The organism is Streptomyces pactum, from assembly GCF_002005225.1.
Taxonomy (GTDB): Bacteria; Actinomycetota; Actinomycetes; order Streptomycetales; family Streptomycetaceae; genus Streptomyces; species Streptomyces pactum_A.
In genome coordinates, this window is record NZ_CP019724.1 from 1,743,638 (window position 1) to 1,767,819 (window position 24,182).

At 75.9% G+C, this 24,182-nt stretch carries 11 protein-coding genes; all 11 read right to left on the minus strand.

Translation table 11 applies throughout. The features are described from left to right. Positions 1-32: 32 nt before the first annotated feature. The 11 genes from B1H29_RS07220 to B1H29_RS07275 all read right to left on the minus strand — a co-directional run bounded on the left by B1H29_RS07220 (position 33) and on the right by B1H29_RS07275 (position 24,104). On the minus strand, positions 33-2,144 hold the full coding sequence (locus tag B1H29_RS07220; protein ID WP_199832373.1) for a phosphopantetheine-binding protein: 2,112 nt from the start codon (positions 2,142-2,144) through the stop codon (positions 33-35). Continuing rightward, the gene (locus tag B1H29_RS39840; RefSeq protein WP_055419452.1) at positions 2,141-3,565 is read right to left on the minus strand and encodes a class I SAM-dependent methyltransferase; all 1,425 of its coding nucleotides are present in this window, start codon (positions 3,563-3,565) and stop codon (positions 2,141-2,143) included. The genes B1H29_RS07220 and B1H29_RS39840 overlap by 4 nt, the downstream gene beginning before the upstream one ends. Continuing rightward, a complete protein-coding gene (locus B1H29_RS07230) occupies positions 3,562-4,941 on the minus strand; it encodes a class I SAM-dependent methyltransferase (RefSeq protein WP_199832374.1) in 1,380 nt (459 codons plus the stop codon). The genes B1H29_RS39840 and B1H29_RS07230 overlap by 4 nt, the downstream gene beginning before the upstream one ends. Then, positions 4,919-6,832, minus strand: coding sequence for an ABC transporter ATP-binding protein (locus B1H29_RS38000; RefSeq protein ID WP_199832375.1), 1,914 nt, complete (start codon positions 6,830-6,832; stop codon positions 4,919-4,921). Before B1H29_RS38000 ends, B1H29_RS07230 begins: the two co-directional genes overlap by 23 nt. Beyond that, complete coding sequence (locus tag B1H29_RS07245; RefSeq protein ID WP_055419454.1) at positions 6,829-7,650, minus strand: ABC transporter permease; 822 nt, start codon at positions 7,648-7,650, stop codon at positions 6,829-6,831. Before B1H29_RS07245 ends, B1H29_RS38000 begins: the two co-directional genes overlap by 4 nt. After that, entirely contained in the window at positions 7,644-8,630 is a 987-nt protein-coding gene (locus B1H29_RS07250; RefSeq protein WP_199832376.1) for an ABC transporter permease, read from the minus strand. The genes B1H29_RS07245 and B1H29_RS07250 overlap by 7 nt, the downstream gene beginning before the upstream one ends. Beyond that, positions 8,627-10,204 carry an ABC transporter substrate-binding protein gene (locus tag B1H29_RS07255; protein ID WP_055419455.1) on the minus strand — a complete coding sequence of 526 codons (1,578 nt, stop codon included), beginning with the start codon at positions 10,202-10,204 and terminating at the stop codon, positions 8,627-8,629. The genes B1H29_RS07250 and B1H29_RS07255 overlap by 4 nt, the downstream gene beginning before the upstream one ends. A 50-nt stretch (positions 10,205-10,254) precedes the next feature. After that, a complete protein-coding gene (locus tag B1H29_RS39845; protein ID WP_063787509.1) occupies positions 10,255-17,163 on the minus strand; it encodes a type I polyketide synthase in 6,909 nt (2,302 codons plus the stop codon). After that, positions 17,160-21,323, minus strand: a complete 4,164-nt coding sequence (locus tag B1H29_RS07265) for a non-ribosomal peptide synthetase (protein ID WP_055419456.1) — start codon at positions 21,321-21,323, stop codon at positions 17,160-17,162. Before B1H29_RS07265 ends, B1H29_RS39845 begins: the two co-directional genes overlap by 4 nt. 109 nt (positions 21,324-21,432) lie before the next feature. Further along, a complete protein-coding gene (locus tag B1H29_RS07270; protein WP_055419457.1) occupies positions 21,433-22,185 on the minus strand; it encodes a class I SAM-dependent methyltransferase in 753 nt (250 codons plus the stop codon). A 377-nt stretch (positions 22,186-22,562) separates the two neighbouring features. Beyond that, positions 22,563-24,104, minus strand: a complete 1,542-nt coding sequence (locus B1H29_RS07275) for an IucA/IucC family protein (RefSeq protein WP_055419458.1) — start codon at positions 24,102-24,104, stop codon at positions 22,563-22,565. Between the last annotated feature and the right edge of the window lie 78 nt (positions 24,105-24,182).

A 24,182-nucleotide genomic window follows, 5' to 3' on the forward strand; every position in this document is an offset into this window, starting at 1 on the left:
GCGGGAGCGGTCCCGCCCCCGCCGCACCCCGTTCACCGGCCGTCCGGCTCGCGCAGGGCGGCGGCGAGCCCGGCCACCGTGGGCTGCCGCAGGAAACGGCGGGGCGTCACCCGTCCCAGCCCCTCCCGCGCGAGCGACCCGAGCATCCGCACCGCGAGCAGCGAGTCGCCGCCGAGCGCGAAGAACTCGGCGGTGCGTTCGTCCACCGGGCAGTCCAGCGACTTCTCCCAGTGAGCGGCGACGGCCCGCTCGGTGTCGTCGCGGGGCGGTCCCGGTTCCGCCCGGTCGGTCACCGTCGCGGGCATGGACAGGCGCCGGCCGGATGCCTGCCGGCTCGGTCCCTCCTGCTCGCCGTCGACCGGGTCCGGCAGTTCGACGACGGCGGACCAGCCGTCCGGCTCGACCAGCGACTCGACGGTGACCATGAGATCGGCGAACATCCGGTCGACATCCGCTCCCGCGAACAGCTCCTCCACCAGCGAGAAGACGACCACCAGCTCGCCGCGCAGCTCGAACAGCCGCACCTCAAGGGCCACCTGGGGCGTCCTCAGTTGCTGGTGGTGGCTCAGCAGGTCGATGACTCCGAGCGGTCCCGCCTCCTGGGGCACCTCACTGCCCAGTGCCGCGTCCACGCCCAGGGTGGACTGGAAGACGACGGGCGCCACCGGACGGTGGGTGCCCCGGCGACGGCCCAGTTCGCGGGAGACCTCCACGCCGGTGACCAGGTTGTGGGCGAGGGCGTCGCCGATGTCCTGCTGGGCGCGGGAGGCGAGGTCGGCGAAGACCGGGGCCGCCGGCAGGTCGACCGGCAGCAGCATGGTGGAGGAGAAGGCTCCCACCAGGCGGGACACGTCCGGGTGGAGCGGGAGGCGGTTCAGTTGCAGGGTGTTGAGGAGGAAACGGCGGTGCCCGCAGGCCCGCGCGACGGCACCGGCGAACGCGGCGAACATCGCCGCGGAGGGGGTCACCCCGTGCTCGGTGCTCAGACGGCGCAGCGCCGACCAGCGCTCCGGGGCCAGCACCGCCTGCCGGGTGCCCATCAGGGTGGGGCGCACCTCGGCGGGGTCGGCCACCAGCGGCAGCGCCGGCGGCAGGGGGAAGGAGTCGAGGCGGTCCCACCACCAGTCGCGGTCCTCCTGCCACGCCTGCGTGCCGGGCAGGTCGCGCAGGGTCGTCACGTAGTCGCCGTAGTCGATGTCCAGGGGGGCGAGGACGGCGTTGTAGTCGGAGACCAGGGCGAAGAGGTCGCGGTAGAAGACGCCCGAGGACCAGCCGTCGATGATCAGCAGGCTGGTGGCGGAGTGCAGTCGCGCCCGGTCGCCGGGCATCAGCGTCAGCCGCATGTCCAGCCCGCACCCCGTGGCGGGGTCGGGCCCCTCGGTGCTCATCTCGTGGCGGATCTCCGCGAGCCGCGCGGCGGCCGTCTCCTCGTCGGCGCCGCGCAGGTCGGTGACGCCGAGCCTCGGTACCGCGTCCGGATCGTCGAGGGGCAGGATGCGTTGCCGGCCGTCGGGCAGGATGCGGGCACGCAGGACGGCCTGGTGCTCGGCCAGCCGCTCCAGGGCGTCCTGCAGCGCCTCGGGAGCCTCGTCGGCGTCGATGTCCTCCAGGCCGATGTCCACGTAGTGGTGTGCGGAGCGGTAGGACAGCTCCCAGGCGTCCTGCTGACCCACGAAGTAGCCCTGCTGGAGCGGCAGAAGCGGGAAGGCGGCGTCCGGGTCCGCACGCCGGCGCAGGTCCAGGGGCAGCGGGCGCAGTGTGCCGGTGCCGGAACCGGTGCTGCGTTCGTGGACGAGGGCGGCGAGCTGGGCGGCGCTCTGCTCCACCCGGATGTCCGCCAGGGCCAGCGGCGTGCCCAGCCGCTTGCGCAGCATCGCGGCCATGCGGACGGCCAGGACGGAGTCGCCGCCCAGGCTCAGGAAGCTGGCGTGTGCCGGCACGGCCGTCGGGTCGGTCTCCAGGGCGTCGGCCCACACGGCGCGGACGGCGTCGACCAGGTCGGCCGGGGCCGACGGCCCGGAGGCGGCGTGCCCGGAGGTGGCATGCCCGGAGGTGGTATGCCCGGAGGTGGTATGCCCGGAGGTGGCGTGCCCGGAGGTGGTGTGCCCGGAGGTGGTGTGCTCGGAGGTGGAGGGGGAGGTCAACGGGGTTCTCCAGTCGGGATGGTGGGGTGGATGATCTCGTCCACGGAGTGGACCCGGGGAGGGCCGGGGGACGGGGGCAGCCGGTCGGCGAGCGCGGCGCGGACGCGGCCGGGGTCCGGACGGGCCCCGTGGGCTCGCACCCGTCCCGCGATGACGCGCTGGCCCGCGGCCGCGGCGAGCGGGTGTGCCTCGTGCGGCAGGACGGGCAGCGGGTCGAAGCCCGCCGCGTCCAACTGCCGCGTCCACTCCTCGGCGGTGAGGAAGACCCGGTCCTGGCCGGCTCGCAGGTCCGTGAACCAGCCCTCCTCGTCGGGCCCGGGAGACATCAGCAGGTACATGGAGGTGAGTGCCTGGTAGTGCTCCCGGCACGACTCGATCATGACCAGCAGCCCGTCGGGGGCCAGCAGTTCCCGCAGGTCCGCCAGGCAGCGCCCGGCGTGCCGCGCGTTGTGCAGGACGTTCGCCGCAAGGACGACGTCCCGGGAGCCCGGCTCCAGGCCCTGCCCGTGCGGGTCGGCCTGGATGTCGAACAGTGCGTACCGCACTCCGGGGCGGTCGCCGAAGGCCTCCTTGGCCGCCCGCAGGAAGAACGGCGAGACATCCGTGAACAGGTAGTCGACGGGCGTGTCGCCGAGCGCTTCCAGGACGGCCGTGGTGGTGCCGCCCACCCCGGCGCCCGCTTCGAGGACGCGCAGCGGGCCCCGCTCGCTCCGGCGCCCGGCCTCAGCGGCGAGCAGGGCGGCGGCGGCGTGGTTGGCCCAGCGGCTGGGCACGCTGTCGCGGTAGTTGCCCTGCGCCGTGTCCGTCTCCCCGTCGGGGAAGAGAACCTCGTGCAGGGACGTGCGGTCCTGGAGGAGCAGGGGAAGCCGTTCGGCCGCGGCCCGGAAAAACCGGGTCATGGACGCCGGGTAGCCCAGGCCCGCGCAGGCCCCCTCCAGGTCCCGCAACGCCCGTGCGTGGTCCCGGCGGTCCGGCGCCGTGAGGCGGTGGTGGCGGCCCGTCGCCGCGGCCGGCCGGAGCCGGTCCTCCGCGGTCAGGGTGCTCAGCCAGCGCCGTACGATCCAGGCGTGCCGGGGGGCGACCGCCAGGGCCGCGAGGATCTCGTCGGTGTGCGGCCGGCCGGCGTCGCGGAACAGCCGGGTCCGGTCGAGCACCCGGGCCATCGTCAGCAGCGCCGCTTCGTCGAGCTGCCGCATCAGGGCCGCGAGCGGGGCCGGATCGGTACCGCGCACGGAGGCGTCACCCGCGTCCGCGGCCCGGCCCGCGGCGTCGGCGTCGGCACGTCCGGCGTCGGCCGGCGGTCGCGGACCGGGCGACGGGCCCGCCACCAGCAGGCTGTCCCGACCGCCACCGCGCACCAACTGCCAGTCCGTCACGCCCGGGAGTCCGCCGAGGACCTCGTCGGTGAGCACGTCGTTCACGAGCGGCCGTCCTCGCCGCCGTCCACCACGGTGATCGCCGGTGGGCTCGTCGCCGGCTCCGCCCGGCGCAGGTGATCACGCAGGACCTCCGGCAGGCGGCGCCGCACGAACACGGGAAACGGCTCGTGGGCGGCCGGGCCGGAAGGCATCGCGACGTCCGCGGCGGCGGGGGCGCGGTCCGCGGGCGCGGCCACGGCCAGCAGGCGCGGATCGGCGACGTCGAGCAGTACGGCGGCGTCGACTCCCTCCAGTGCCTCGCGCAGGGCGTACGGGGTCACCGCTCCCGGGGCGTCGCACAGGAGCGCGTTGGGGATGCCGTGGACGACGACGGGGCCCGCGCCGAGGGCGCCGCGCAGCGTTGCCCGGGTGTCGCTCCCCCGGAGCCCGTGCCACGGCGTCCGGCGCACGCGCCGGGTCTCCCGCCCACCGGCGGACGGGCCGACACGCAGGACGACGTCGTAGCGGTAGCGCGTCAGTTCGGTGTCCGCCGCCATGGTGCGGGCGTGCACGCTCATGCGGACCGGCCGCGGCTGGGCCGCGACGGCCGCGGCGACGGCCGCGGGGCTGAAGGACAGCTCCTCGTCGGCGGCCGCGGCGGCCGCGGCCCTGGTGGCGATCGTCGTGTCGTCCGCCTCGGGATCCCGTGCCCGCTCCAGTCGTTCGAAGTGGTCGAGCAACAGGCCGGAGTGCCGGTTGTCTCCGACGATCACGGTGCCGCCGTCCGCTACGGCCGACAGCGCCCCGTGCAGGACGGCGGTCAGGTAGGCCAGGTCGGGGAAGCACTGGGTGACGGAGTTGAGCAGCACGCAGTCGGGGAGCGTGCCGGGACCGAAGACGGCGTCCATCGCGTCCCGCACTCCGGGGGCGGCGGTCTCGTGGGCGGCGGCCCGGACGAAAGCGGAGCGGGGCAGGCCGGCGTCGCCGAGGCGGTCCACCGCGACCTGAGCGACGTCGGTGCCGACGTACCCGTCCAGGTGCGGATGGAGTCGGTAGGCGAGCAGTCCGGTGCCGCAGCCCAGTTCCAGCAGCCGCCTCGGGCGCCGGTCCAGGACGAGTTCCACGGTGCGCTCCACCCAGTCCCGCATGTGGCTCTCGGGCAACGGCGCTCCGGTGTCGGACGCCCGCCATCCGGACAGGTCCAGGTCGTCGGCGTGCCGCCCCTCGGCCGTCTCGTACACCCACTCGTAGACCTCGGTCCACTGCTCGAGGTGTTCGCGCAGCAGAGGGCCCGGCTCGGGCACGGCGGTCACGGCGTACGGGTGCGGGACGACCTGGACGCCGCCGTCGGGCGCGGGGCGTGCCCGGGCCACCCAGGGGTGGGCGGCCAGCAGCTCCGCGATCCGGCCGGTGTGGTCAGCCGTGGTGTTGTCGGACACCGTGATGCTCCGTTCTCTGGTCATGGGCGGGGTCGGGGAGGGCCGTGGGCGCCCGCGGGATGAGACGGCGCCCGGTCAGGTGCAGTACGTGGTCGGCGCGGGCGGCCGTGTCCGGGTCGTGGGTGACGGTCAGGATCGCCGGGCCGCTCCCGCGCAGCCGGTCCAGGAGATCGAGGACTCGTCGCGCGGAGACCGGGTCGAGGCCCGCGGTGGGTTCGTCCAGCAGCAGCACGTCGGGCTCGGCGGCGAGCGCGCGGGCCAGGACGACCCGACGACGCTGGCCGCCGGAGAGCGCCGAGGGCCGGCTGCCGGACAGTTCTGCGGGCAGTCCCACGGCTTCGAGCAGCTCCCGCACCCGGCGTCGCCCGGCCGTCCCCGTCGTGCCGTGGAACACCCTCAGCGGCCGGGCCACCGACCGGCCCGCGGTGTGCGCCGGGTTGAGTTCCGTCACCGTGTCCTGTCCGGCCAGTTGGACGGCGCGCAGCATCCGCCGGTCACGCGAGCGCGTTTCGCGGGGCAGCGGGTGCCCGCGCAGCAGCAGCTCCCCGCCGGCCGGGGGGCGGCGGCCCGCCAGGGCGTGCAGCAGGGTCGTCTTGCCGGAACCCGAAAGTCCGGTGACGGCCAGCCAGCCGCCCTCGGGCAACTCCAGGTCGCCCGCGTCGAGCAACGGCGCGCCGCCGGGGGTGAGCAGCGACAGACCCCGCGCCGACAGCACGGGAGCCGGTGGCGACAGCACGGGAGCCGGTGGCGACAGCACGGGAGCCGGTGGCGGTGCGGCAGGATCCGGTGCCGGTGGCTGCGTGGCAGAGGCCGGTGACGGCGTGGAAGGATCCGGTGCCTGCGCGGCAGTGACCGGTGGCGGCACCACAGGACCGGGCGACGGCGTCGCAGAAGCCGAGGACGACACCACAGGAGCCGGTGACGGGGCGGCGGAAGCCGACGACGCGGCCGAAGCAGCCGCCGTGCAGGGTGCGGGCCCGGTCGGAGTCCCGGCGGTCCCGGCGGACGCCTCGTGCGCCGAGGCGGCCGGAAGCGACTCCCGTACCACGCCGGACGGAAGCGGCTCGCGGACGACGGCGGACGGAAGCGACTCCCGTACCACGGCGGCCGGGCGTGGTCCGTGCCCCGGGGCTGCCGGGAGCGCCGGGCCGCCGGCGGCCCCCGCGTCGGGCGCGGGACGGGGGCCGCCGGCGAGCACCAGGGTGCGATCGGCCAGTTCGGCGGCCAGGTGGGCGTCGTGCGTGACCAGGACGACGCACCTGCCGGGGACGTCCCGCCAGGAGCGTACGGTTTCGGCGACCAGGCCGGCCGTCGCACGGTCCAGCGCCGAAGTCGGTTCGTCCAGTACGAGCAGTTCCGGGTCGGCGCACAGGGCGCGGGCCAGAGCGACCCGCTGTGCCTGTCCGCCGGAGACCTCCCCCGCCCGTCGTGCGGCGAGGCCGGGTGGCAGGCCCAGCCGGTGCATCAGGACTTCGACGCGCCGCACCCGGGCGCCGGCGTCACCGGTGAACCCCTCGCCGATCAGCCGGTCCACGCGCCACAGCGGGTTCAGCGCCGCGCCGGGGTCCTGCCCCAGCCAGCCGCACCGGGCACGCCGCCACCGCCTGGCCGCCCGGCCCGGTTCCACCGGCGCGCCGCGCCAGCGGACGGTCCCCGCCGGACGGTGCAGTCCGTCCGGCAGGACGTCGAGCAGGGCCCGCAGCAGGGTGGTCTTGCCGGCACCGGACGCGCCGGTGACGGCCAGCACCTCGCCGGAGCCGACCTCGAGACCGGCCGGCGGCAGCACCGTGGCTCCGTCGTGGACGCGGCGTACCGTCAATCCTTCCGCCGCCAGCAGGGGGACGGCGGCGGCTGCGGCTGCGGCTGCGGCAGTGTGCGAACGGGCTGTCATACGGCCTCCTGCGGCGTGCGGGCGGCGGTCCCGGCCGCCGCGGCGAACACCCAGGCGCAGCCCGCCAGGGGAACCGCGGGAGCCAGCAGCGCCAGGGGATTGAGCGCGGCGCCGGGCAGGTTCTCGCTGAGCATCAGGGCCCAGTCGGGGGCGGGCGGCTGCGGTCCCAGGCCGAGCACGGCCAGGGCGGCCGCGATCTGCAGTGCCGTGACCAGCCGGAGTCCGGCGTCGGCGGCGACCAGACGGCGCAGGTTGGGCAGCACCTCGTGGACGAGCACGGCGGGTGTGCGCTCGCCCCGTTCGACGGCGGCGTGCACGTGTCCGCTGTCGCGCAGGTGGGCGCACTGGGTGCCGACGACCCGCGCGGTCAGCGGCGCCCCGGCGAGCACCGCCGCCACGACGACCGCCGTGGCCCCGGTCAGCGCGGTGGCCAGCACCAGCGCCAGGACGAGGGCGGGGACCGCGAGCAGCAGGTCGCACAGGGCCCGCACGGAGCGGGCGGTACGGCCGCCCGACCAGCCCGCGGCGAGGCCGAGAGCCGTGCCGCAGACGACGGCGGCGAGCGCGGCGAGCAGGGACACGGTGAGGAGTTCGGTGCCCCCTGCCAGCACCCGGGACAGTACGTCGCGGCCCAGGACGTCGGTGCCCAGGAGGTGCTGCCCGCCGGGCGGCAGCCAGGGCTCGGCGACCGTCCGTTCCGGCGGGTGCGGGGCGGCGTACCGGCCGAGCGGCACGCACACCAGCACGACGGCGGCCGCGACGACGGGCGCCGTGCGGCGGGCGGTCGTGGGGAAGGACGGCGCGGACCGGCTCACCATCCGGCCCCTCCGGGTCCGTCCGGCACGGCGCGTCCGGCGCCCCGGGAGAGGCGCGGGAGCATGGTGCGGCGGGCGGCCAGGTCGGCCAGGAGCATGCCCAGCAGCAGGACGGCGGCCGGGAGGAGGGCCGCGGCCTGGACGACGGGGACGTCCCGCACCACTACGGCGGACACCAGTAGCTGGCCGGTGCCCGGATAGCCGAACAGGGTCTCCGCCAGGGCGGTTCCCGCCACCAGTCCCCCGGCCAGCAGGGCCGCCACCTGGAGCGCCGGCGCGTACAGGAAGGGCAGGACGTGCCGGTGCAGCACGAGCGGCGCGGGCAGGCCGCGCAGTCGTGCGTCGGCCACGTGGGGGCGGCGCAGGGCGTCGCCCAGCGCTCCGCGCAGCAGGACGGTGGCGAAGGCGGCCGAGGGCAGGGCGAGGGTGAGGGCGGGCAGCACCAGGAGCCGGGGATCGGCCAGGGGCGAGCCGCCGGGCGGGAGCAGGGACACGGGAGGCAGCCAGCCCAGCAGCCCGGCCAGGACCGCGCCGAGCGACGCCGCGTAGACCGGCTGCGGCACGGCGGCCAGCGCGGCGGCGGCCGTGCCGCCCCGGCCCCCACGCAGGTACGTCAGGGTCAGGGCCGTCGCGGTCAGCAGCACGGTGACGGCCAGCGCCACGGCCACCAGCACGGCGGTGGCGGGCAGCCGTTCGGCGAACAGCGTCGCCACCGGCCTGTCGCCCGCCAGCGAGCGTCCCAGGTCTCCCCGGACCAGACCGTACAGCCAGTCGAGGTAGCGCACCGCGGCCGGCCGGTCCAGTCCGAGACGGTGCCGTTCCGCCGCGACGTCCTCCTGGGAGGCCCGGCCCGTCGTCCGCAGCTCCCCGGCGTCGCCGGGGAGGAGCTCCGTCGCCGTGAAGACCACCGCCGTGGCGGCGACGGCCAGGGCCGCGGCCCGGCCCAGCGGGCGCAGGGCACGGCCGGCAGCACGCGGGGTCACTCGGCCATCCACACCTGGTCGATGAACATGCGCTGGAAGCCGGGCCCGTCGGGGAGGCCGCGCACCCCGGGCGCGGCGAGGTCCAGTCCGTCGCCGGTGCCCCAGACGACGTAGCCGCCGTCCTTCCACAGCTCGCGCTGGATGCCGGAGAGCAGTTCCTCGCGCCGTGCCTCGTTCGCGGTGGCCATGGCCCTGGCGAAGCCGTCGTCGAAGGTCTTGCTGCGCCAGGCGGTCTCGTTGGTGGGCGCGTCGGCCAGCAGGCCGACACGGACCAGGTCGGGGAAGGAGATGCCGCCGTAGTAGCCGGTGTAGAACGCCTTCTTGGCGTAGACGGCGGTCCAGTAGGTGTCGGCGGGCTCGACCTTCACCTCCGCGTCGACGCCGATGTCGGCGAGCTGCTGGGCGTAGAGCGTGGCCGCCGTGTCCATGCCGGGATAGGAGGTGGTGGTGTGCAGGGTGACGGACAGCCCGTCGGCGTGGCCCGCTTCCTCGAGGAGTCTCCTGGCCTTCTCCACGTCACGGGTGCGCTGCGGAAGGTCGTCGGGCGCCGAGGGGTCGTAGGGGGTGGGGAGGTCGTTGGCGACCTCCCCGTAGCCCAGGAACACGGTGTCGACCAGGGCCTTCCGGTCGGCGGCGAGGCGGAATGCCTCGCGGACCCCGGGGTCGTCGAACGGCTCGGTGTCCAAGCGCATGACGAACGGGTACTCGGTGACCCCGTCGCGGCGCACGACCTGGGTCTTCGCCGAGGAGCCGGTGCTCTTGACGGCGGCGGGGCTGACGCTTCCGGCGACGTCGGCCTGCCCGGAGGCGACGGCGCTCGCCCGTGCCTGCGGGTCGGCGACGGCCTGGACCTCGATCCGGTCCAGGTGCGGGCGCTCGCCCCACCACGTGTCGTTGCGGGTGAGCACGGTGGTCTGGGCGCTGGTCCGCTCCACCCGGTACGGTCCCGAGCCGGGGACGGGACGGGAGAAGTCCTCGGTGCCCTCGGGTACGACGAAGGTGACGGATTCCAGCGCGCGGGGCGCGTCGGCCATCGGGGCGCGGGTGGCGAGGACGACGGTGTGCTCGTCGGGGGCCGTGGACTTCCGCAGGTCGAAGTCGGCGAGTCGGCCGTAGTTCTCGGCGGCCTTGCCGGCGATGCGGCGCAGGGAGTAGAGCACGTCGGCGGCGCGTACCGGGGCGCCGTCGGTGAAGCGGGCGTCGTCGCGCAGGGTGAGGGTCCAGCGGTTCATGGCGTCGTTGGGCTTCCACGACGTGGCGAGCCGCGGCCGGGTCCTCCCGTCTTCGCCGGGGACGGTCAGGACGTCGTAGGTCAGGGCGAAGCGCATGACGTCGGACTCGTTGCCGAGTCCGCCGTGCGGGTCGTCACTGGCGGTGGCGGGTGATCCGGCGACGGCGTACCGCAGGGTGCCGCCGTCTACCGGTGTGCCGGTGCCGGCGGCGGGCGCGTCCGCGTCCGCGGCGGGTGTGCCGGAACAGGCGCCGAGCAGCAGGGCGCCGGCCGCCGTGAGGGCGGCGAGGGCGGATCCGCGGGAGCGGGACGGGCGGACACGGGACGAGGGGTGCTGGTGCATGGTTGCTTTCCGCGGGATTCGGGTGTCGCAGGGGCTGGGGCTGCCGGCTTTCACCGGTCGGCGGGTACGGCGGCCAGGGCCCGGTCGATGAGGGCGGCGGTCCGCCGTACCGCGGGGTCGTGGAGCAGGGAGTAGTGGTGGCCCTCGACGGTGTGGGCGTCGACGGGGCCGTTGACGTGCGGCAGCCACCCCAGGGCGGGCAGGTCCCCGGCGTCGTCGACGCCCATGCCGACGCCGGCGTTGTGCGGCGAGGGGCGGGACGCGGCGATGAGCAGGAGCCGGGTGGCCGGGTCGGTGAGGTGTCCGGCCCGGTGGTCCGCCAGGGCCCGCAGGTGGCGTTCGAAGACCTCCAGCCGGGTGTCGGCGGTGTCGTGCGGGCCGAGCAGGCCGGCCAGCCGCAGTCGCTCGGTGACGGCCCGGCGCACGGCGGCCGGGGTCGGGGCCTCGCGGATCTCCTTCGCGTCCGCGCCGAGGTCCAGGTCGAGGTCGAGGAACGCCTCCAGCGAGCGCAGGTAGCGGACGGCCGCGTGGGCGGTGGTCCGGGTGCGGCCGGTCCCCGCCAGGGCCCGGATGCGGTCGGGGGTGTTGGAGTCGATCAGGACCAGAAGGTCGGTTCTCTCACCGCGTCGTTCGAGTTCCACGGCCATCTGGTGGGCGACCGTGCCGCCCATCGACCAGCCGCCCAGCAGGTAGGGCCCCCGCGGCTGGTGGGCGCGCAGCGCGGCGAGGTAGCGGTCGGTCATCTCGGCGATGGTCCGCGCCCCGGTGCCGCCGGTCAGGGCGGGGTCGGTGAGGGCCACGACGGGCCGGCCGTCGGTGAGGAGGCGGGCGAGTTCGCCGTAGCACAGCACGTCGCCGCCGGAGGGGTGCATCAGGAACAGCGGGCGGTCGCCGTTGCCGTGGTGCAGCAGCATGGCGGCGTCGGCATCGGCATCGGCGCGGTTGCGGGCGTCGCCACCGGCGCGGGCAGCGGCGTCGGTATCGCCACCGGCACCGGCACCGGCACCGGCACCGGTATCGCCACCGGCGTCGCCACCGGCACCGGTATCGCCACCGGCGTGGGCAGCGGCGTCGGGGCCCGGGCCGTGGCCGGCCGGTTTCGCCGTCCGGGAGGCGTCGGCGGGTGCCGGCCGGTCCGGTGCGCGGGCCGGGACGGGGAGCGCGGCGCGGGGCTCGTCGAGGTCCCACGCCGACGGCGCGTCGGCCAGCAGGCGTACCCGCTCGGTGTAGGCGGCGAACGCGGCGTTGGCCTCCTCGGCGGGCAGGGCGCTCTCCAGCACGTCCCACTGGAGCAGGAGCGCCCCGTGCTGCTCGATCACCTGGTGGTCCAGCCAGGTCTGCGGGGTGCTGCTCACGCCGTGCACCGGTGTGCCCGCCCAGTCCAGGTCGTGGCCGCCGCCGAGCGGTCCGGACAGACCCAGGGCGCTGGTGAAGACCACGGGAACGGACTCGGAGCGGCCGGTGCGCGAGGACTTCTCGGCCAGCAGGTCGAGCGCGGAGAACTCCCGGTGGTCCAGGTCCTCGAAGAGGGTGCGCTGGGCCCGTACGGCGGCGTCGGCGAAGCGGCGGGTGTCCGAGCGGTCCACCTCGTGCAGCATCAGCGAGGTGAAGTCGCCGACCACGGCGTCCGCCCCGGGCAGGTGCGCGGGCCGGTCGAAGAGGGTGAGGGTGAGGGAGAACCGGTCCTGTCCCGACCATCCGGCGAGTGCCTCGCCGTATGCCGCCAGCAGGACGGCCGTGGGGGTCAGTCCGCGCCGGGCCGCCTCGGCCTTGAGGGCGTCCCAGCGGTCCGGCTCCAGACGGGCGGTGCGCCGTGCGAAGCGGGGCCGCTCCCGCGGATTCCGGTCCTGGACGGGAAGCGCCGGCGCGCCGGGCAGGTCGTCCAGTCTGGCACGCCAGTAGGCGGCGGCCCGGGCGTGTCCGGGGCCTTCGGCGCGGTGCTGGAGCGCGGCCACGCACTGCGCGAAGGTGGTGGTCAGCGGAGGGAGTCGTGCGGCCGGGTCGTGGTAGAGGGCGCGCAGTTCCCGGTCCCAGACCAGGTAGCTCGCCGTGTCGCACACCAGGACGTCCACGTTGACGAACAGGCGGACGACGTCGCCGGGCAGCCGGGCGGCCCGGATGTCGACCAGGGGCCAGCGGCCCGGGCGGGGTTCGCGGCGGACCATGCGCTCGCGGACGCGTTCCAGCTTCCGGGCGCGCTCGCCGTCGTCGTCCCCCGTCAGGTCCTGGACGCGGATCCGGTAGTGGGGCACCTTGTCGAGGATCCGGTTGCGGCCCTCGGGTGAGACGACCGCGCGCAGCATGGGATGGCGGGCGATGACCGCGTTCCAGGCGGCTTCGTAGCGGTCGGTGTCCAGGTCGGGACAGTCGTACTCCAGGTGGAAGGAGCAGGGGACGTCGCCGAGGCGGTAGCCACCCGACCCGCCCACCCAGTAGGCGTGCTGCACCCGGGTGAGGGGGAACTCGCGCGGCTCCTCGTCGGGTCCGGGGGGTGGGGCGGCCTCCGTGTCCTGCGGTCCGGCCGGTGGGCGCCGGTCCGGCCCGCCGGGCAGCATCGGGGCCAGGGCCGCGATGGAGGGCCGGGCGAGGAGGTCTTGCAGCAGCAGGTCGGCGCCGTGGTCGTCGCGCAGCCGGGCGAGCATCCGGGTGGCCAGCAGCGAGTGTCCGCCGAGAGCGAAGAAGTCGGCGTCGCGGTCGGTGACGGGGAAGCCGAGCAGGTCCGACCACACCTCGGCCAGCCGTGCCTCCGCCGCGGTGGTGAATGCCGTGCCGTCCCGCGGCTCCGACGTGGACACGCCGGGTGCGGCGGCGGCCACGACGGCGGGCGTGCCCGCGGTGCGGGGCGCGAGGTCGGCCGGCGAGACGACGACGGAGGCCGGCGAACGGCCCGCGGCCGCGAGGGCCAGCAGCCGGTCCACGGTGCGCATGCCGTCCGCCAGGCCGATCGAGTGCCGGGAGGCCACGGTGCGTTCGCTGCGGCCGGGCCCTACGCGCCAGCCGTCCCAGGCCACGCTGAGCCAGCGGGGCGCGTCCGGGTCCGCGCTGTGCTCGTGTTCGGCGAGCGCGTCCAGGTAGCGGTTGACGGCCGCGTACGGGGCGAGGCCGAGGCCGCCGACGAACGCCGTGGCCGAGGACATCAGCAGTACGGTGCCCGGGCGGCGGCCGGGCGGGAGGGCGTTGACGGCGCTACGCAGCGCGAGCGCCGCGGTGACCTTGGCGTGGGCGTGCGCGCGCACGCTCTCCTCCTCGGTGGCCCGCAGCGGTGCGACGGCGGCGGAGGCGACGACGCCTGCGGCGTGCACGACGAGGTCCAGCGGGCCGTGGCGGCCGGTCAGTTCGCTCAGCAGGTCCGTGGTGGCCGCGATGTCCGCGGCGTCGGCGGCGCGGACCTCGATGTCGGCGCCGGACGCCCGCAGAAGGCGTAGGGTCTCCGCGCGTTCGGCGTCCTTGCCGCCGGAGCCGGGACGCGGGTCGAGTCCGGCGCGGCCGGTCACCACGACGCGCCGCCCGGAGCGGGCCAGGTGTCCGGCCAGGGCCAGGCCCACGTCGCCGAGTCCGCCGAGCACCACCGCGGTTCCGGTGCCGCCCTCGGTGACGGCGGGTCCTTCCGGGTCCGGTGCGGGGGCGGACGGCCGCCAGGGCGTGATGCCGCGCGTCCAGCGGTGTCCGCCGCGGACCGCGCACTCGGTGCCGTTCGGCCCGCCGGACACCAGGTCCGCGGCCTCCGCGAGTACGGCCTCCGTGCCGAGGGCGTCCGGTGGTCCGGCCGGCAGGTCCAGGGCACGCCAGCGCAGGCCTGGGAACTCCTGGGCGAGCACCCGGGGTACGGCGAGCGTGGCGGCGGCGTGGGCCGCGGGCCGGTCGGCGCTCTCCACCTGCTGGGCGTCGTGGCTGACGTGCAGCAGACAGGCGCGGTGGGCCCAGGAGGCGGCGGCTCGGGCCACCTCCGCGTAGCGCAGGACCGACGCGGTGACGGTCGCGGCGGGGTCCGCTCCCTCGGCCGGGGACTCGCCGCGGCCGCCGTGCGGGCCGGTCACGACGATGCCCTCGCACGGGATGTCCGGATCCCGGACCGCCTCGTCGAGGGTGACGGCCTCGGCGCCCGCGGCGACGAGCGCGGCCCGCACCGGGCCGGCCGACGGCGAGTCGGGGGACGCGGCCACGAGCCAACGGCCCCGTAGCGCCGAACGGTCCGCCTCGAGGGGCGGCGTGCGCGTCCACACGGGCAACTGGAGCGGCTCGGACTCGTCGGGTACCGGCTGCCCCGAACGGTGCCGCCGGCCATCCGCCGGCACAGCGGCGGCGGGCGGGTCGATCCACAGTCTGCGGCGGGCCAGGGGCAGGCCCGGCAGGGTGGTCCTCCGGCGCCCCGGGCGGTGCAGGGCGGCCGCGTCCAGGGGGACTCCGTACGTCCACAGTTCGCCGGCGGCCGCGAGCAGCGCCGCCCGCCCGCCACGGGGATCGTCGCGGTCGGGGAAGGTGGCCAGGGTGGCCGGCGCCCGCCGGTCCCCCTGTCGGCGGGCCAGTTGGAGCAGGCCACTGCCCGGCCCCGTCTGCATCAGGACGGCCGGCCCGTCGCCGAGGGCCGTGGCCAGGGCGTCGGAGAAGCGCACGGTGGAACGCAGGTGCGCCACCCAGTGGTCGGCATCGGGAGCGGTGTCCAGCAGCTTCCCGGTGAGGGTCGTGGCGAGCGGGATGCCGGGAACGCCCGGCTGGACGCCTTCGGCGGCCGCGCGCAGTTCCGGCAGGACCGGGTCGACCAGGCGGGAGTGGGCGGCCGCGTCGAGGGAGAGCCGTACGGTGTGCTCGCCCCGCGCGGTGAGGGCCAGTTCCAGATCGGTCACGGCCCGCGCGGGCCCGGACACGACGCAGGAGCGCGGACCGTTGACGGCGGCCAGGTCCAGCTCCGGATGGTCGATGAGCAGGGCCAGGACCTGCCGCTCGGTCAGCGGGACGGTCAGCATCGCCCCGCCGCCGGCCGCCCGGGACATGCCGCGTGAGCGGACCGCCACCAGCGTCGCCGCGTCGGGCAGTGACAGGGCTCCGGCCAGCACGGCGGCCACGTACTCGCCGAGGCTGTGACCGACCACCGCGTCCGGTTCCACGCCCCAGGAGCGCAGCGTCCGCGCGGCGGCGAGGGAAGCGGCGAACAGGGCCGGCAGGCCGTGTTCGGGGTCGCGCAGCAGCCGGCGTGCCCCCTCGTCGGACGGCTCGGCCGTGATCAGCTCGGTGAGGCCGGAGCCGACGCCGTCGTCGAACAGGTCGGCGCACGCCTCCACGGTGCGGGCGAACTCCTCCTCCTGCGCGTACAGTTCGCGCCCCATGCCCGCGTACTGTGCTCCCCCGCCGGGGAAGGCCAGCACGATCCGGGGCGGTGTGGGGCCGGGACGGCGCCGCGGTGCGGTGCGCAGGGCGCGGCTGTCGGCCGCCCGCCGGCCGGTGAGTACGGCCGCGGCGCGGTACGGCAGCGTCGCGCGGCCGGTGTGCAGGGTGTGGGCGGCGTCGGCGGGATCGGCGGCCGTGGTGTGCAGGGCGGTCGCGGTGTCCTCGGCCAGGCGGGCGAGGGCGTCGTCGCGGTGCGCGCTGAGCAGGGCGAGTTGTGGGCGCGGGTCGGCGGGAGGTGCGGGCCGGACGGGGGCGCTGCCCAGGACGACGTGGCAGTTGGTGCCGCCGATGCCGAAGGAGCTGACGCCCGCGTACCGGGGCCCGGTCCAGTCGGCGGTCTCGTGCACGACGGTGAAGGGCGAGTCGGCCAACCGGAGGTCGGGGTTGAGCGGCAGGGCGTCCAGGGTGGGTGGCAGCACACCGTGGTGCAGGGCGAGCACGGTCTTGGCGAAACCGGCGATGCCCGCGGCCGAGTTGGCGTGCCCGATGTTGCTCTTGACCGAGCCGAGGGCGCACCAGGCCGGGCCGGTGTCGCCGAAGACGCGGCGCAGTGCGGCGACCTCCACGACGTCGCCGAGGCGGGTGGCGGTGCCGTGGGCCTCGACGTAGGTGATGTCCCTCGGCGTGAGACCGGCCACGGCGAGTGCCTCGTTCACGGCACGGGCCTGTCCACGCGGTGAGGGGGCCGTGAATCCGGTGCGGTCGCCGCCGTCGTTGTTGACCGCGGAGCCGTGCAGGACGGCCAGCACCGGGTCGCCGTCGGCCAGCGCCTCGCGCAGCCGCCGAAGGACGGTCACCCCGACGCCCTGGGTGTGCACGATGCCGGTCCCCCCGGCGGAGAAGGTCCGCACGTGCCCGTCGACGGAGAAGATGCCGTCGGGGACGTGGAGGTAACCCCTGCCCTGCGGGATGATCAGGGAGGATCCGCCCGCGAGCGCGGTGTCGCACTCCCCCGCCAGCAGCGACTGGGCCGCCAGGTGCACGGCCACCAGCGAGGTCGAGCACGCGGTACCGACCGCGACGGCCGGCCCGGTGAGCGCGAGGCGGTGCGCGACGTGCAGCGGGAGGTAGTCGGCGACTCCCGCGAGGGCGGCCTGCAGGCTGCCGACGGGGTCGGTGGCGGAGGCGGCGTACCGGTCCGCGAGGTTGCGGGCGAGGTAGTCGCTGTGGGCGGCGCCCGCGAAGACCCCCACGGCGCCCGCTCCGGCGCCGCCGCCGTGCCCGGCGCTTTCCAGGGCACGCAGGCAGGCCTCGAGGAAGAGCCGCTGCTGCGGGTCCATCACGGCCGCCTCGGCGTCGGACAGGCCGAACGGCTCGGGGTCGAAGTGGTCCTGTCCGTCGATGATCCCGCTGACGGGTACGTGCGCGGGGTTGCCCGGCGACTCCCGCTCGCTGTGCCGGGTCAGTCCGCTGCGGCCGTTGACGAGCAGGTCCCAGTACGCCGCCGTGTCAGGGGCTCCGGGGAACCGGCAGTCCAGGGCGGTGACGGCGATCAGGTCGTCCTCGCCGGCCGGGTTGCCGGGCGGGGACGCGTCCGGCGCATGTTCTCGGGAGGTGGTCGGTCCGGTGCTCACGCGGTCTCCTCGGCCAGGGCGCGGGCGGCGATGCGGGAGGTTCTGCGCGAGGGCCGCGCGGGTTGCGGGGGTTGCGCGGTCGCGGACGGCGGGACGGCGTCGGTGTCCGGGCCAGGGCCCGGGCCTGTGCCTCTGTCCGTTCCGGTTCCGGTTCCGGTGGCGGTGGCGCCAGGCGGTCGGCCGTGGTCCGGGGCGCTATGGCCGGTGATGCGGGCGGCCAGCGCGGCGACGGTGGGATGCTCGAACATGTCCGCCAGCGCCAGCCGGGGGGCGATGCTCTCGCGGAGCCGGCGGTGGGCGAGGACCAGGGTGAGGGAGGTCGCCCCCAGGTCGCCGAAGGTGCTGTCGGGCGTCACCGGCACGTCCGTGAAGTCGGCCAGTACGCCGGTGAGTGCCTCCAGTACGGCCGGGTCGACGAGTGCGGCGGGGCCGTGCCCGCGACGCCGGGGGGCCGTGCGGGACGCGCTGCCGTGCGGGTCAGGCGCCGAGGCCGGGGGCGGGGCTCCGGCTTCCGACGCCGGACCGGGGGCCGGGGCGGGTGTCTCGGGCGCGCTCCCGTCGGGGTGCCAGACCACCTCCGCGAGCCCTGCGGCGGCCAGGCGCGGTTCGGCGCCCCTGCCGTCCGCGGTCCGCGCCACGCTTCGCAGCCAACGGGCGGAAGCCTCCAGCGCCCGGTCCGGGCTGAGCCGTCCGGGCCGGACCACGAGGGCCGCCTCCAGCCCGAGGCCGGCCGCCTCGGCCAGCGCCGCGGCCACCCACTCCCTGCCCGCGTCGGCGGCCGGGGCCGGCTCGGTGACGGCTCCGGCCGAAGCCGTGCTCCGGGGCGCGGAGGGTTCGTCCCGTTCCGCGCCGGACGCACCCGACTCGCCGGTCTCCGTGGGTCCGGAGTCGGCCGGCGCGGCGGTCAGGGCCGTGTGGTCGATCTTGCCGTTGGCCGTCACCGGAAGCCGGTCCAGGATCACGAACCGGCCGGGCACCATGTAGTCGGGCAACCGCTCGCGCAAGGCGTCCGCCAACTCCTGGGCCGTCGGCGGCTCGCTCGCCCCGCGGGGCGCCAGGTGGGCGACCAGCCGGGGCCGCCCGTCGGGCCCCCGTACGGACGACACCACGCACTGGCGGACCGCCGGGTGGCGGGCCAGCACCGCCTCCACCTCGCCCAGTTCGATGCGGTGCCCGCGGATCTTCACCTGCCGGTCGACGCGCCCGAGGAACTCGATGGTGCCGTCGGCGGTCCACCGGCCGAGGTCCCCGGTGCGGTACAGCCTGCGGCCGAGTACGGGGTGGACGGCGAACCTCTCGGCGGTCTGCACCGGGTCACCGGTGTAGCCGCGGGCCAGTCCGTCGCCGCCGATGTACAACTCCCCCGCCTCGCCGACCGGGCGGGGCGAGCCGTCCTCGCCGAGGACGTGGAAGCTCTGGCCGCGCAGGGCCCTGCCGTAGGGGATGCTGCGCCAGTTCGGGTCGGTGTGCCCGACCGGATGGGTGATGGACCAGATGGAGGCCTCGGTGGCCCCGCCCAGACTCATCACCTGAGCCCGGGGCGCGAGCCGTCGCAGCCGGTCGGGCAGGGTCAGCGGGATCCAGTCGCCGGAGAGCATCACCAGACGCAGCGCGCGCAGCGCCTCGCCGGCCTCGTCCGGCTCCATCTCCGCGTACTCGACGAGCATTTCCAGCAGGGCGGGGGCGGTGTTCCACACGGTGACGCCGTGCCGTCCGGCCTGTTCGAGCCAGTGCTGCGGATCGCGCTGCCGCGCGGGGTCGGGCAGTACCAGGGATCCGCCGGCGCCGAGGACGCCGTAGACGTCGAACACGGACAGGTCGAAGCTGAGTGCCGACAGCGCCAGCACCCGGTCGTCGGGGCCGATGGCGAACCGGTCGACGATGTCGTCGATGGTGGTGCGCGCGGCCCGGTGCTCGATCTCCACGCCCTTGGGGCTGCCGGTGGAGCCGGACGTGAAGATCGTGTAGGCGATGTCGTCGGGGCGCGGGGCCGTGGGCGACGGCTCCGGCGCGGGCGGCAGCGCGGCCCCGCGGGCGGGCCGTCCGGCAGCGGTCAGGCGGTGCGCCGTGACCGAGTCGGGCCAGTGCGTCTGCACGCCCCGGCCGACCAGCGCGTGGCGGACGCCGGCGCGCTCGCAGACCGCGGCGACGCGCGCGGCCGGCCAGGACGGTTCGACCGGCAGGTATCCGGCTCCGCTCAGGCTGACGCCCAGTACGGCGGTGATCTGCGCGGAGCCCTTCTCGCAGGCGACGGCGACCATCTCGCCGGGGCCCGCGCCGTGAGCGGCCAGCAGGGCGGCGGTGGCGGCGGCGTTGCCCGCGAGGCGGGCGTGGGTGACGGTGGCGGCGGAGGTGAGCAGGGCGGGCCGCCTCGGATGCCGCTGAGCCGCGTCGGCGACCGGGTCGTGCAGCAGAGGGCCGGCGGTGGTGAAGGGCCGGACGTCCAGCGGCTCCTCGGGGCGGAAGGAGGGGTCCCAGCCGAGGGCCGGGTCGTGCCAGGCCGCGGGGCGGGTCAGGGTGGTGAGCAGGCGTACGTAGGCGTCGAGCAGGGCCGGTATCCAGCCGTCGGGGAAGGCTCCCTCGACCGCGTCCCACGCCAGGCGGAGCCGGCCGCCCTCGTCCCACACGATGTGGTCGAGCAGGACCTGCGGGGTCTGGGATATGCCGTACACCTCCCGGCCGAGCCAGGAGGCCGGGGGCTTCCCGTCGCCCGCGAGACCGACGCCGCTGGTGAAGACCACCGGGTGGCTGGGGGCTCCCACCGGCCGCGCGGTGCGGTCCCGCAGGTCCCGGAGCACTTCCACACCGGAGACGGACCGGTGGTCCAGGTCCTCCCAGAAGCGGTGGTTCACGGCGGCGGCGTAGTCGGCGAAGCCCTTCCAGTCGGCCGGGTGGAAGCGGGGCGTGCCGACCAGTGCGGTGGTGGTGAAGTCGCCGACCACGTTCTCGGCCCCGTTCCCCTCCTCCGGGCGGTCGAACAGCGTGGTGTTGAGGCACAGCCGCTCCCCGGCGCCCCACCGGCCGAGCACGACGGCGAAGGCGGCGAGGAGGGCGGCGGTCGGTGTGACCGCGTGCTGGGCGCATCGGGCGCGCAGTTCCGCCCAGCTTCCGGCGTCGAGTTCGGCCGCGGAGCGGACGAAGCGGGGCGGGGTGGTGTCGGCGGGGTCGCGCAGCAGGGGCAGTCGCGGTGACGGCGGCAGGACGGGGGCGCGCTCGGCCCAGTAGGCGCGGTCACGAGCGCGCCGGGCGGCCCACTCGGGGTCCGCGGACCGGGCCCGCTGGAGGTCGGCGAACCGCGCCGACGGTTCGGGGAGCCGGTGGGCGGGGTCCTCGACGAGGCGGCCCCACTGGCGCATCAGCAGCATCCAGCCGGCCAGGTCGGTCAGCAGCACGTCGACCCCGACGTGCAGCCGCGTCCGTCCGTCGGGCACCAGCGTGGCGTGGACGTCGAACAGCGGCCAGGAGCCGGTGGGGCGGTTCCGGTGGGATCGCTCCCGCCGCTGTGCCGCCAGGGCTTCCCGCACGCCCTCGGCGGGCTCGCGCCGCAGGTCGGTGACGCCGATCCGGTAGGGGCCCGGAGCAGCGGCGATGTGCTGGCGGCCCCGGTGGTCCACCGTCATACGCAGCATCGGGTGGTGGTCGACCAGTCGGTTCCAGGCGGTCTCCAGACGGTCGACGTCCACGAGCGGGTCCGCGTCACCGGGCGTGCGGTCGTACTCGTGGTAGTAGTACGTGGCGACCCCGCCCAGCGGCATGCCCTCGGCCCGTCCGGCGAGGTACGAGGCCTGGATCGGCGTCAGCGGGAAGCCTTCCCCCGTCACTCCCCCACCGCCGGGGCCCGCCTCCGCCGCCGCCAGCGCGTCGGGGCCGGCAGGCGCGGGCCGCGCGGGGTCCGCCGACGCCGCGGACGCCTCGGCGGCGATCAGCAGGTCCGTCACCGCGCGGGCCGTGGCGCCGTCACCGAGGAAGGCGGTCAACGGCAGGTCCCGGCCGGTGCGTTCGCGGATCCGCCGCCTCAATCGCACCGCGGTGAAGGATTCGAGCCCCAGGGCCGCGAGCGGAGTCGTCAGCGCGACCGTCCGCGGTGGTGTGCCGAGGACGTCGGCTATGCAATCGACGACGCGGGCAAGGGTGTCTTCGCTCGGCACAGGCTGGTTCATCCGGTCTCCGTTGCGGCGGCGGGCGGGAAGGGGCCTCCCCTCCCCGGCAGGGCACCAGGACCCGGGGGGAGCAGGACACGAATGAACCTAGATGAAAATGATTATCAGATCAACTATTGGACGTGGGTGCTTCCTTCGCGTGCTCCACGACACACAGCCCCAGCCCCGGATCACCGGCCGCGCCGAGCCGGAGCCCAGCCCCGGCGGCCTCGGCCGCCAGCTCCTCCACCGTGGCGACCCACCACCGGTACTGGACCGAGGTCCCGCCCACCGGCTCCCCCCGACGCAGAACCCGGTAGTCCATGCGCCAAGTGACCTCGTCCGGACCCGTTGGCCGAGCACTGGCCCAGCCCTCGTACTCCAGTTCGCCGATGACGACCCGGGCCATCCGCACCCGCTCCACCTCCACCGGGGCGTACGGCCGAGTGACGTTGAACACCAGCACCCCGCCCGGGGCGAGTTGCCGGGCGGCGCGGCTCCACAGCACACGCCTCTCGCCGGGCGGAAGGTGACCGATCACGTTCAGGGCCACGACCGCGCGCACCCCGTCGGGCCAGTCGGCACTCGCGCAGTCACCCGGGAGCACGGTGACGCGCCCGCGCAGCCGGTCGTCCTCGTGGACCCGGGCCAGCAGGACGGCACGCATCGCCGCCGACGGTTCGACGGCGAGCACCGGAGCCTGCGGCAGTGCGTCACAGATGACGCGGACACCCCGGCCGGACCCGGCCCCGAGGTCCACCACGGCACCGGTTTCGGCGCGCACCCGCGACAGGACGTCCGTCAGCGCCGGCGCCAGCGGCTCCCACGCCTCGGCGATCATGATGTCGAGGTACTCCGCGGACCGCTCGTAGGGGTCGCTCATCACTGCTCCTGGAATCGTTGGCACACAGTTCGGCAACGAGCCGACGCGACGGCCGGCGACCGGGGACGGGGCGGATCACCAGGCATCCGACTGCGCCTTCGGGCCAGGGCGCGCGGCACTCGATCGGCACGATAATCGATAATGATTACCATTACTAGATGAGTGCGGGAGGACCGAGGGAGCGTCAGGTCGCGGCTGCGGACTGGACGACGGCGTGGGTGCGGCAAGGGGGACGCCCGGGTCGTACCGCTGCTTGATCCGGCCGAGACGCTCGTACGTTTCGGGGGCGTACCGGCACCGGACGTCGCCCACCTCGTCGGAGCCGGCCGGGAAGTCGGCCTAGGCGCGTCCGGTGCTCCACGGGCCCGGAGCGGGCCTCAGCGGGCGGTCCGCAGCGGGTTGGGCAGCGGCAGGTAGCGGGCGTCGGCGCCGTCCGCGCCCGTCCAGCGCAGCAGGAGGTTGGTCTTGCCGGGGAGGGTGGGCGAGTCGAGGAGGGCCGGGACCTCGGGCAGGTCGTCGTGGCGGGCCAGGGCGTGGCGGACGGCGGGCCAGGGGTCGAGGCCGGGGTGGTGCTCGGCCAGCGCCGCGGCGAGCTCGCAGAGGTGGTTGACGACCAGGCAGTAGACCAGCCGTTCCCAGCCGGCCGCCCGCGAGGTGTCCGGCAGCAGCTTGACGCCCTCGGCGTCCCGGAACAGCGCCTGCACCGGTGTGCCGCCCCGGTCCACGGCGACCAGCGTGTTCTGCAGGTGTGCCTCCAGGACGACGCCGTCGTCGGCGAAGGCGGTCAGCACGGGCGGGACGACGGCGGCGAGGTAGGCCTCCCACCAGGCCGCCGGGTCCGCGGCGGCCTCCAGCGGGCTGCCCGGGAAGCCCTCCACCAGTGCGGCGGCGAGCACCGGGGTCGCGCCCGGCAGGGCGTGGTCGCGCAGTCCGTCGCGAACGACGACGGCCAGTTCCTCGAAGGCGAAGTCCGCGGTGCGGTAGCCGCGGTCGCCCAGCCAGGCCGCCGGGGAGGCGATGGCGGCGAAGGCCTCGGTGACCGCGGTGTCGGTGCGGCGCAGTTCCATCAGGTCGTGGCGCCACAGGCGACGGACGTCGTTGGTGATGCGCACGTCGAGGCTGAACTTGAGGAACAGGTCGCGCCCCGGAAGGTACTCGGGTGCGTACACCGTGCGGATCGCGGCGGTCGGCCAGGTGGGGAAGCCGGTCGTGCCCAGCCGGAGGAGGCGGCCGTCGGCGAAGGCCGGGGCCAGGGCGGCCGCGGTCAGGTCGAGTTGCCAGGGGTGGGCCGGGAGCAGCCGGTAGCCGGGCGGGGCCTCCCCCAGGGCGTCCAGGGCGGCGGTGTCGCCCTCGTCGACGACCGCGTCCTCGCGCACGGCGAGCAGCGGCAGCGGGAAACGGGCGTGCGCCTCGGGCGCGTACGGCAGCCAGCCCGCGTGCGGGCCACCGCCGCGCGCCTTGGGGGCGGGGTGGTGGGTGTGGCCGGTGAGCAGGGACTGCTCGGAGCGGAGGTACGGGTCCTCGGGCGGGGTCGCTGCCGCGCGTGCCGTCAGCAGCGCGGCCACCGCGTCCCGGCTGTCGGTCATCTCGGTGGGCAGTTCGTGGTTGGTCAGACCGGTGTGCCGGCGCAGCTCCTCCGCGACGAGTTTCACCAGCTCGGTGTGGCCGACGCGGTGCCAGCCGCCGGCCGCGCGCACCTCCGGCTCGGCGGGGCGCCGGCCTCCGCGTACGCGGAGCAGTCTGCCGCCGGGCAGCCGGTACACCGGCCGGGCGCCGGGGGCCGGCAGCGGTTCGGCCACCTCCCGCAGCAGGCAGTTCAGCAGCGGCACCGCCGCGTAGGCGTCGGCGCGTTGTGCGACGTCGTCCCGAAAGGCGGCGTCGGCGCCGGTGGGCGGGGGCAGGAGATCCACGCGTTCCACTCGTTCCCTACGGTCTGTCCATGCTGCCCATGCTGTCCATGGCCAAGATGGCGGAGTTGCCGGAGACGATCAGTATGT

Bases quoted from the DNA above. Each gene is read 5' to 3' on its own strand.
- B1H29_RS38000 (WP_199832375.1), bottom strand. From the start codon at position 6,832: ATGACAGCCCGTTCGCACACTGCCGCAGCCGCAGCCGCAGCCGCCGCC.
- B1H29_RS07245 (WP_055419454.1), bottom strand. From the start codon at position 7,650: ATGGTGAGCCGGTCCGCGCCGTCCTTCCCCACGACCGCCCGCCGCACG.
- B1H29_RS07255 (WP_055419455.1), bottom strand. From the start codon at position 10,204: ATGCACCAGCACCCCTCGTCCCGTGTCCGCCCGTCCCGCTCCCGCGGA.
- B1H29_RS07265 (WP_055419456.1), bottom strand. From the start codon at position 21,323: ATGAACCAGCCTGTGCCGAGCGAAGACACCCTTGCCCGCGTCGTCGAT.
- B1H29_RS07270 (WP_055419457.1), bottom strand. From the start codon at position 22,185: ATGAGCGACCCCTACGAGCGGTCCGCGGAGTACCTCGACATCATGATC.